Source organism: Deltaproteobacteria bacterium, from assembly GCA_009930495.1.
Taxonomy (GTDB): domain Bacteria; phylum Desulfobacterota; class Desulfovibrionia; order Desulfovibrionales; family Desulfomicrobiaceae; genus Desulfomicrobium.
This window is the reverse complement of the sequence record RZYB01000118.1, coordinates 1-8,787: the sequence shown is the minus strand read 5'-3', so window position 1 is coordinate 8,787 and position 8,787 is coordinate 1. Positions and strand designations below refer to the sequence as shown.

Sequence of the window (8,787 nt, the reverse complement as noted above, 5' to 3'; positions counted from 1 at the left end):
TGAAACGCTTCGATCAAGAATAGGCGTTTATCTATAAAAGATTGGCCCACCTATCAAGGAAGCACGCGGGTGGCAACAGCGCTTGGCAGGGGGATTTGATTGTGGGATTGTCTGGCGGGGACTTCGTGGGTATGCCTGGAATAAATCCCAAGGAGGTGATATGTACGCGTGGTTCGTGGAACAAAATCCAATCATGCAGGCCTTGCTGGCCACATGCTTCACGTGGTTGTTGACGGCTTTGGGCGCGGGCCTTGTTTTTTTCTTTAAGGAAATCAATCGAAAGGTTTTGGATGGCATGCTCGGTTTTGCGGCCGGAGTCATGATTGCCGCCAGCTTTTGGTCCCTGCTTGCCCCGGCCATCGAAATGGCCGAAAGCCTTGGGCACCAAGCCTGGCTGACCGCCGCCATCGGTTTTTTGTCAGGTGGTGCCTTTTTGTGGTTGGTGGATGAGTTTTTGCCTCATTTGCATTTGGGCTTTCCCATGTCCGAAGCCGAGGGTGTCAAAACAAGTTGGCATCGCAGCATGCTGTTGGTTTTGGCCATTACCCTGCATAATATCCCGGAAGGGCTGGCCGTTGGCGTGGCCTTTGGCGCCCTGGTCGCGCATCTGCCATCGGCCGACATGGCTGGAGCCGTGGCCCTGGCCCTGGGTATTGGCCTCCAGAATTTTCCCGAGGGCGCGGCCGTGTCCGTGCCGTTGCGGCGGGAAGGTTTTTCGCGTTTGAAAAGTTTTTGGTTCGGGCAGCTGTCCGGAGTGGTCGAGCCCGTGGCCGGTGTGCTTGGGGCCGTGGCCGTGATCACCATGCGGCCGATTTTGCCTTATGCGTTGGCTTTCGCCGCAGGGGCCATGATCTATGTCGTGGTGGAAGAGCTCATTCCTGAATCGCAGCTGGAAAAAAACACGGATATCGCGACCATCGGCACGATGCTTGGATTCGCGACAATGATGGTCTTGGATGTTGGTTTGGGGTAATTAGGAAAAAATATCGATAATCCCTTGCCAAGGGCTTCGGACGCATTACTATGCAAAAATTGGTTGAGGACGGTCGTTTTCGCTTTCGAATAACCCACATGATTTCCGCCAAGGCGAGGAGGTTCTTATGGTGAACATGGATTATCCCGGACCGTGTTTTTCTTGCTCGGCCATTGAAGGGTGCGCCACCGAAGAAGCAAAAAAACTCGCGGTGAAAGGCTACTGCAAAGGTATCGAACGTGAACTCAACGCCTGGAAGGCGACACTTTATGACGTGATGGTCGGCTTTCTCGACCTTGGCGACAAAGACCGGGGTGCCCTTGTGGACGCCGTGGCCGAAATCAAGGCCTTGGTGCGGGACATCGAGGCCAAGACCGCGCAGCTTGAAGCGGAATGTCCGTTGGAAATGGAGCCCGTGGAGAAGGAATTGGGTGACAAGCTGGGCCGTTTGCGGGTGCACTACACCAAGGCCATGGAAGTCATGGGCGCGGGATCGTTCGGAGGCTGAGCATTCCTCCTGCGGCATAATTACGTGACAAACAAAATCGCCCGCCGGGAAACCGGAGGGCGATTTTGTTTTGGGGCCGAGGCCCCGTGGTGACGAGAAGCGCGTTCCAAGGGCCAGCTTGACCGCGCCCCGCGCCAACCACGCGCGATAGTTAGCATAACTGCTAGCACGCGAAAAATGAAAAAGAAAAGCAAAATATATGTAAGACAAAGAAGATCATTTTTGTAGGACAACGTCTCGTGGCCAGAAATGATGGATGTGTGCTTTGAATCAGTATGGCAAAGAAAAATATTGAGGAAACGGGCTTTGGCGTAGTGTGAAACATACATGGCGGGTTGTAATGTTTCCGAACCCGCCATGCATCCAGACGTGGTCTAGCCGAGACTGACCAGTTCGATTTCGAAGGTCAGGGTGAAACCAGCCAGGGGATGGTTGGCGTCCAGGGTGGCTTCGTTGTCGTCAACCTCCACGATGAGGGCCGGAATTTCGTTGCCCTCGGGAGAACGCAGAATGAGCTGCTCGCCAACCGTGGTCGGAATTTCCGGCGGGAAGGAGGAGCGCGGGACACGAATGACCATCTCCTCGTTATGCGGCCCGTAGGCCTCTTCCTCGGGAATGGTCACCGTGACGGTCTGGCCAAGCTCCATGTCCATGATGGCCTTCTCGAAGCCAGGGATGACCATGCCCTGACCAAGGACGACCTTGAGCGGCTCACGGTCCCGGGAGGAGTCGAACTGCGTGCCGTCGTCCAGGGTACCGGTATAATGGACCAGGACCGTGGTTCCTGCTGTGAATGTCATGCTGTATCCTGTGTTAAAAGGTTGATATGTCATGGTTTGTTTTCAAGTTCGGTCAACCAGAGTTCCAGTGTGTTGGGCTGGCCGGGTTGGTGATCGTCCGGATAGAGCAGGGCGGACATGTAGAACACGCTGCCGATATCCAGGCTTTGCCGGGCGCTTTGGGCGAATGTGTTCAGCCGGTGCTCGATCCTGGACTTGGCTTCCGGAGGCAGGTCGTTCAGATGCGGGGCCGCGTTGGTGGCCAGATTGGCCAGAAGTTCGGCCTTGGCCCGCATGCCGTCACGGTAGGCGGCCTCGTCGCCGGCGTCGTGCAGACGGTTTTGGGCGGAGATTTCGATTTCGGAAACATGTCGGATTTGTTCACGTAGAAAATTCAGAAATGCTCGCATGCGGATCTCCTGGGTTTTGCAGGCAAAGTTGGAGCCGGGAGTCCAGGGGGAAGATGATGCCCTGGCCGTGCTGGTCATAATAACGGCGTTGTTTGCGTCGGAAATGGCGTATTTGGGACAAATTGGAACTGCCGATGGGATCGCATTCCAGCACGGGGGAATGCAGTGGATTTTCGAGCAGATCCATGACCAGGATCTGGGCGAAACCGATGGATTCGTGGATCAGGGCTTCCTTGCGGGCAAAGGGCAAGAGCCCCCGGAAGAGCCGCAGCGACCGCTTGTAGGCCCGGTCTTCGACCAGATGCAGGCTTTGCTTGAAAATATGTTTTTTGATGTGGAATGGCAGGCGTCGCTGGCCAATGGTTGAAACCAGGGTCTGGTCCTCATTGGGGTGCGGGGTGCGGAAAATCCGCGAGGCCTGCTTGCGCGGCCAGTCCACCTGCAGATCGGCCAGCATTTCGACGTAGGTATGGGCAAATTTGCCTCGGCCGGCTGAAAAACCGAGCATGTTCGGAACCAGATAATTGTGCGCGATGACATCGGCGGCCAAGTGGCTCAGATAGCCATAGGCATAGGCCCGCACGCCAGGAGTTTCAGCCTGGCGCAGAAGTTTTCTGCCCGTGTCCCAGTTGTGGGAATGGGTTGGCGTGAATTTGCAGCCCTTGCCAATGAAAATGTCGGCCGAGAGGCAGCCGTAGAGAAAATGCTCCGGATGGGCCAGGAGCAACGCGCTCAGGATTGGTCCCAGTTCGTGCAGATGGCTCAGGACATGATTGCCAATGGCCATGTGCACGCCCGGCCCCCAGGCCAGGGCCGGGGCCGGGAGGAGAACAAGGACCAGAATCAGGACGACGGGCATGCGCGCCTCGCGAGGTCCGGCGCGACGATACGCCGGGCTAATTTTTTTCCCGGGTAGTGTGGAAGGTGATGTCCGGCCATTGCTCCATGATGTATTCCAGGCGCCACGCGCTGTCCACCAGCAGGGCCAGGTTGCCTTCGGAATCCATGGCCAGGGAGGAGAGCAGGTCTTTTTGGAAGCGATCCAGCAGGGATTTGTCACCGCAGTCCACCCATCGGGCGGCGGACAGGTTGACCGGCTGGTAAATGGCGTCCACGGCGTATTCGTCCTTGAGGCGGGATATGATGACGTCGAATTGCAAAACGCCGACAGCACCCAGAATGTAGTCGTTGCCCAGGAGGGGCCTGAAGACTTGCACCGCCCCTTCCTCGGCGAGTTGCAGCAGTCCTTTTTGCAGTTGCTTGGCCTTGAGGGGGCTTTTCAGGATGACCTTGCGGAAATGCTCGGGCGCGAAGTTGGGGATGCCGGTGAATTTCAGCTCTTCCTTTTGGGAAAAGGTGTCGCCAATGCGGATGGTGCCGTGGTTATGCAGGCCGATGATGTCTCCGGCATAGGCTTCCTCGACGCCGGTGCGGTCCTGGGCCATGAAGATGGTCGCGTTGCTGATCTGCACATCCTTGTCGAGGCGGTGGTGACGAATTTTCATGCCCTTGGTGTATTTGCCGGAGCAGATGCGCAGGAAGGCGATACGGTCGCGATGGGCCTTGTCCATGTTTGCCTGGATTTTGAAGACCACGCCGGAAAATTCCTCCTCGAAGGGCGAAACCTCGCGGGTCACCGTCTGGCGTGGTTTGGGGCAGGGGGCCAGCTCGACAAAGGTGTCGAGCATTTCCTGGACTCCGAAATTATTGATGGCACTGCCAAAAAAAACCGGGGTTTGTTCGCCGGCCAGGTAGCGTTCCACGGAAAAAGGGTTGCCCGCGCCTTCCAGGAGTTCCAGATCCCGGCGCAGGTCGTCGGCCTGCAGGCCAAGCAGCTCATCCAATTTGGGGTCGTTGACATCGTTGATGACCACGCCCTGCTGGATGCGTCCGCCGTGGGTGGCCGAGAACAGGTGGATTTGTTTCTTATATATGGAATAGGTGCCCTTGAATCCCTTGCCCATGCCGATGGGCCAGCTCAAGGGCGCGCATTCGATATTGAGGTGGTCCTCGATGTCGGCCAGGACATCCAGTGGCTCCAGACCGTCGCGGTCGAGCTTGTTGATGAAGGTCATGATGGGGGTGTCGCGCATGCGGCAGACCTCCATCAATTTTTTGGTCTGGGCCTCGACGCCCTTGGCCGAGTCGATGACCAGGAGGGCCGAGTCCACCGCGGTCAGCACTCGATAGGTGTCCTCGGAAAAGTCTTCGTGACCCGGCGTGTCCAGGAGATTGATGTCATAGCCATTGTATTCGAATTTCATGACCGAGGTGGTCACGGAGATGCCGCGCTCCTGCTCCATCTTCATCCAGTCCGAGGTGGCGTGGCGGGTCGCTTTGCGCGATTTGACCGTGCCGGCCATGGTGATGGCGCCGCCAAAGAGGAGGAGCTTTTCGGTCAGGGTTGTCTTGCCCGCGTCCGGATGGCTGATGATGCCGAAGGTCCGGCGTTTTTCGACATTGTGGCGTATTTCTTTTTCAAGAGGGGTCATGGCGTGCTCCGAGATCAAGTAGCCCGGTTTCTGGGCCCCAGTGGGACTAGGCATGTTCAACCAAACAGTCAACCCGGACAAATTGTCGTTTCTGGTCTGATCCTCCTTGACCCTATGCTTCCGTTTGGTATGGTTCCAGGAAAATCGTGTATGATCTTGAAACCATACCATGGAGGTACATTATGGAATACGTTGAAAAGGATTTGCCGGTTCGCTTGCACGATGGAGAGATGCTGACCCTGAACAATGGCACGGTGGTTCGTTGGGAAAGCAACGGCGAGGCCAAGGCCGTGTTTGTTGGTGACGGTTTCGAAGCTGTTTCGGAATTGTTTCCGGGTCAGGATCACACCCTGGACGCGGGAGGACTGACCCTGACCATGACCGCGTTTTTCGAGGACGCTTTGGAAGTGAAAAGAGCCTAGCGTCTTTTCGATGCGTGTGTTGTCGTATTCACATGCGCAAAAGACCAGGTCGTGGATTTTGTCGTGGGCTTTTGCGCATGTGGTGGATGTGTGTTCGAGCGATGGAGGAAAGTGTGTCATTTTGACATTTTGAGCGGGGCTTGATTGTCCCTATTTGGGACAATCCCGTGGGGAAGTGCATCCGCTGTTGTTGCTTCAAACCGGGATGATTTTTACAAATTTGGCTTTGGTGTATTAAATTCAGTATATTGAAGGGTAACGTCGATTTTTTTGAAAGGCTGCTTCTGGATGGTCTTGATTTTGCTTACGCCGTAAAAGTATGCCATTTTTGACATAGATCTGAAATGAAGTAGGTCTGCTCGTGCGTTCCCGATGAAATTGGAATGAGTGAACACGCGCGAGCGTGCCGTCGCGGTGACGGTTGTGTAAAGTTCAATATGCCAGAAATGGCATATTTTGTGATTAGTAATGTCAAATACGATATGTTGGGTTTTTCATGAAAGCCATCCCTGTTGAAGATGCTGTTGGAACCGTACTTTGCCATGACATCACCCGTATCGTGCCGGGCGAGACCAAGGGTCCTGCTTTTCGTCGCGGCCACGTCGTTGGTCCGGATGACATCCAGCTCCTGCTCGATATCGGCAAGGCCCATCTTTATGTTTTCGACCCTCGCGATGGATACGTCCACGAGGACGAATGCGCCCTGCGGCTGGCCCGTGCCGCGGCGGGGCAGGGGTTGACCATCAGCTCGCCGAGCGAGGGCAAGTCCACGCTGACCGCGGCCATTGACGGCGTGCTCAAGATCGATGTGCAAGGGCTTTTTCGCCTTAATTCCATTACCGATGTAACGTTCGGGACCATCCATACCGGGCAATTCGTGAAGACGGGACGCGTCGTGGCCGGAACACGGGTCATCCCCCTGGCCGCGCCCGAGGAATTGCTCCAGGAAGCCGAGGCCGTGTGTCGCGAACACGCGCCGCTTATTGAAGTGCTCCCGCTCAAGCCGGCCAAGGTTGGCGTCGTGACCACGGGGAGCGAAGTCTACAATGGACGTATCAAGGATGGATTTGGTCCGGTTCTGAAAAAGAAGTTCGAGCGTCTGGGATCCACGATTCTCGAACAGGTCTTTGTGTCGGATCAGGTGGAAATGACGGTGGACGCCATTTTGTCCCTGAAAAAACGAGGGGCTGATTTTATCGCGGTCACCGGCGGCATGAGTGTCGATCCCGATGACCAGACTCCGGCGTCCATCAGGAAGACCGGGGCGAAGGTCGTGTCCTACGGCGCCCCCACCTATCCCGGTGCCATGTTCATGCTCGCCTATCTGGACGACGTGCCCGTGGTCGGGCTGCCCGGCTGTGTTATGTATTATAAGGCCAGTATTTTCGATCTGGTCGTGCCACGGCTTTTGGCCGGGGAACGCCTGGAACGGAAGGATATTGTTGCGTTTGGTCATGGAGGCCTGTGCGAAAGCTGTCCCAGTTGCCATTATCCGGCCTGCGGCTTTGGCAAGCTCTAGACCTGGCGTTAAATCTGTTCGGAAACAAAGTGTTATTTGGAGGAATGGGAATGATTAACAGACGAATTGTGATTAATGGAGTCGCCAAGAACGTGGTGACCGATGGCGAGGCAACCCTGGCCACCGTGCTCAGAAACGAGCTCGGACTGACCGGTACCAAGATCGGCTGCAATGAAGGGCAGTGCGGCGCCTGCAGCGTGATCATGGATGGTAAGGTCGTGCGTTCATGCGCCCTGAAGATGAAACGCGTGGAAGACGGCGCGGAAATCACCACCATCGAGGGTATCGGCACTCCGGAAAATCCGCATCCCCTGCAGCTGTCCTGGATGCTTCACGGCGCGGCCCAGTGCGGTTTTTGCTCGCCTGGCTTCATTGTCTCGGCCAAGGGGTTGCTGGACGTCAATCCCAGACCCACGCGCGATGAAGTCCGCGATTGGTTCCAGAAACACCGGAACGCCTGCCGTTGCACCGGATACAAACCGTTGGTGGACGCTGTCATGGACGCCGCCAAGGTCATGCGCGGTGAAAAAAGCGCGGCCGACCTGGAGTACAAGATGCCCGTCAACGGCGATGTCTGGGGTACCCGTCATCCCCGTCCCACGGCTCTGGCCAAGGTTACCGGTACGCTGGATTATGGCGCGGACGCTGGCCTGAAACTGCCCGAAAACGCCCTGCAGTGCGCCTTGGTGCAGGCCGAAGTGTCCCACGCCAAGATTCTTTCTATTGATGTTACCGAAGCCGAAAAGATGCCCGGCGTGTTCAAGGTCGTCACCCATAAGGACGTCAAAGGCAAAAACCGCATCACCGGTCTGATCACCTTCCCTTCCAACAAGGGTGACGGTTGGGACCGCCCCATTTTGTGCGACGAAAAGATCTTCCAGTATGGTGACGCCATCGCCATCGTCTGCGCCGACACCCTGGAGCAGGCCGAAGCCGCGGCCAAGGCCGTCAAGGTCAAAATCGAGCAGCTTCCCGAATACATGAGCGCTCCGGCGGCCATGGCCGAGGACGCCATCGAGATCCACCCCGGGACACCGAACGTCTACTACACCCAGAAGATCGCCAAGGGCCCGGACACCAAGCCGATCATGGACAAGGCCGACGTGGTTATCGAAGGCAACTATTACACTTCCCGTCAGCCCCATCTGCCCATCGAGCCGGACTGCGGCTTTGCCTATGTCGATGACGACGGCAAGCTGATCATCCATTCCAAGTCCATCGGTCTGCATCTGCACTTGTACATGATCGCCCCCGGTCTGGGCGTCGAGCCCGATAAACTCGCCCTGGTGCAGAACTACACTGGCGGCACCTTTGGCTACAAGTTCAGCCCGACCCTGGAAGCCCTGGTCGGCGCCGCCGCCCTGGCCACGGGACGTCCCGTGAATTTGGTGTACACCTACCGTCAGCAGCAGGCCTACACCGGCAAGCGTTCGCCGTTCCTGACCTGGGTCAAGATGGGCGCCACCAAGGACGGCAAGTTGCTGGCCATGGAAACCGACTGGAGCGTTGACCACGGTCCGTATTCCGAATTCGGCGATCTGCTGACCCTGCGCGGCGCTCAGTACATCGGCGCCGGATACGACATCCCGGCCATTCGCGGCGAAGGCCGCACCGTGTGCACCAACCATTGCTGGGGTGCTGCTTTCCGCGGATACGGCGCGCCGGAATCCGAATTCCCGTCCGA

The 8,787-nt window shown here is 56.9% G+C and carries 9 protein-coding genes; 5 read left to right on the top strand and 4 right to left on the bottom strand.

What is annotated here, in order from left to right; translation table 11 throughout:
- The first annotated feature begins 160 nt into the window (after positions 1 to 160).
- Positions 161 to 973: a ZIP family metal transporter gene (locus EOL86_10015; GenBank protein NCD25905.1), complete on the top strand. Its 813-nt coding sequence runs from the start codon at positions 161 to 163 to the stop codon at positions 971 to 973.
- Between the two features lie 127 nt (positions 974 to 1,100).
- Positions 1,101 to 1,481 carry a hypothetical protein gene (locus EOL86_10010; GenBank protein NCD25904.1) on the top strand — a complete coding sequence of 127 codons (381 nt, stop codon included), beginning with the start codon at positions 1,101 to 1,103 and terminating at the stop codon, positions 1,479 to 1,481.
- A 374-nt stretch (positions 1,482 to 1,855) separates the two neighbouring features.
- Here EOL86_10010 and EOL86_10005 read toward each other — a convergent pair whose 3' ends face one another.
- Genes EOL86_10005 through EOL86_09990 form a run of 4 tightly spaced genes read right to left on the bottom strand, consistent with a single transcriptional unit; the run spans position 1,856 to position 5,162 of the window.
- Positions 1,856 to 2,281, bottom strand: coding sequence for a peptidylprolyl isomerase (locus tag EOL86_10005; GenBank protein NCD25903.1), 426 nt, complete (start codon positions 2,279 to 2,281; stop codon positions 1,856 to 1,858).
- Between the two features lie 29 nt (positions 2,282 to 2,310).
- On the bottom strand, positions 2,311 to 2,670 hold the full coding sequence (locus EOL86_10000) for a hypothetical protein (protein NCD25902.1): 360 nt from the start codon (positions 2,668 to 2,670) through the stop codon (positions 2,311 to 2,313).
- Positions 2,642 to 3,529, bottom strand: coding sequence for a hypothetical protein (locus tag EOL86_09995; GenBank protein NCD25901.1), 888 nt, complete (start codon positions 3,527 to 3,529; stop codon positions 2,642 to 2,644). The genes EOL86_10000 and EOL86_09995 overlap by 29 nt, the downstream gene beginning before the upstream one ends.
- Before the next feature lie 37 nt (positions 3,530 to 3,566).
- A complete protein-coding gene (locus EOL86_09990; GenBank protein NCD25900.1) occupies positions 3,567 to 5,162 on the bottom strand; it encodes a peptide chain release factor 3 in 1,596 nt (531 codons plus the stop codon).
- Positions 5,163 to 5,344: 182 nt separating this feature from the next.
- Here EOL86_09990 and EOL86_09985 point away from each other — a divergent pair, with 182 nt between their 5' ends.
- From EOL86_09985 to EOL86_09975, 3 genes are all read left to right on the top strand, one after another.
- Positions 5,345 to 5,584, top strand: a complete 240-nt coding sequence (locus tag EOL86_09985; GenBank protein NCD25899.1) for a hypothetical protein — start codon at positions 5,345 to 5,347, stop codon at positions 5,582 to 5,584.
- Between the two features lie 496 nt (positions 5,585 to 6,080).
- Entirely contained in the window at positions 6,081 to 7,103 is a 1,023-nt protein-coding gene (locus EOL86_09980) for a molybdopterin-binding protein (GenBank protein ID NCD25898.1), read from the top strand.
- 50 nt (positions 7,104 to 7,153) lie between these two features.
- A partial coding sequence (locus EOL86_09975) for a 2Fe-2S iron-sulfur cluster binding domain-containing protein (protein NCD25897.1) occupies positions 7,154 to 8,787 on the top strand: 1,634 nt, incomplete at its 3' end.

Coding starts and splice junctions, on each gene's coding strand:
- EOL86_10015 (NCD25905.1), top strand. CDS start 161: ATGTACGCGTGGTTCGTGGAACAAAATCCAATCATGCAGGCCTTGCTG.
- EOL86_10010 (NCD25904.1), top strand. CDS start 1,101: ATGGTGAACATGGATTATCCCGGACCGTGTTTTTCTTGCTCGGCCATT.
- EOL86_10005 (NCD25903.1), bottom strand. CDS start 2,281: ATGACATTCACAGCAGGAACCACGGTCCTGGTCCATTATACCGGTACC.
- EOL86_10000 (NCD25902.1), bottom strand. CDS start 2,670: ATGCGAGCATTTCTGAATTTTCTACGTGAACAAATCCGACATGTTTCC.
- EOL86_09995 (NCD25901.1), bottom strand. CDS start 3,529: ATGCCCGTCGTCCTGATTCTGGTCCTTGTTCTCCTCCCGGCCCCGGCC.
- EOL86_09990 (NCD25900.1), bottom strand. CDS start 5,162: ATGACCCCTCTTGAAAAAGAAATACGCCACAATGTCGAAAAACGCCGG.
- EOL86_09985 (NCD25899.1), top strand. CDS start 5,345: ATGGAATACGTTGAAAAGGATTTGCCGGTTCGCTTGCACGATGGAGAG.
- EOL86_09980 (NCD25898.1), top strand. CDS start 6,081: ATGAAAGCCATCCCTGTTGAAGATGCTGTTGGAACCGTACTTTGCCAT.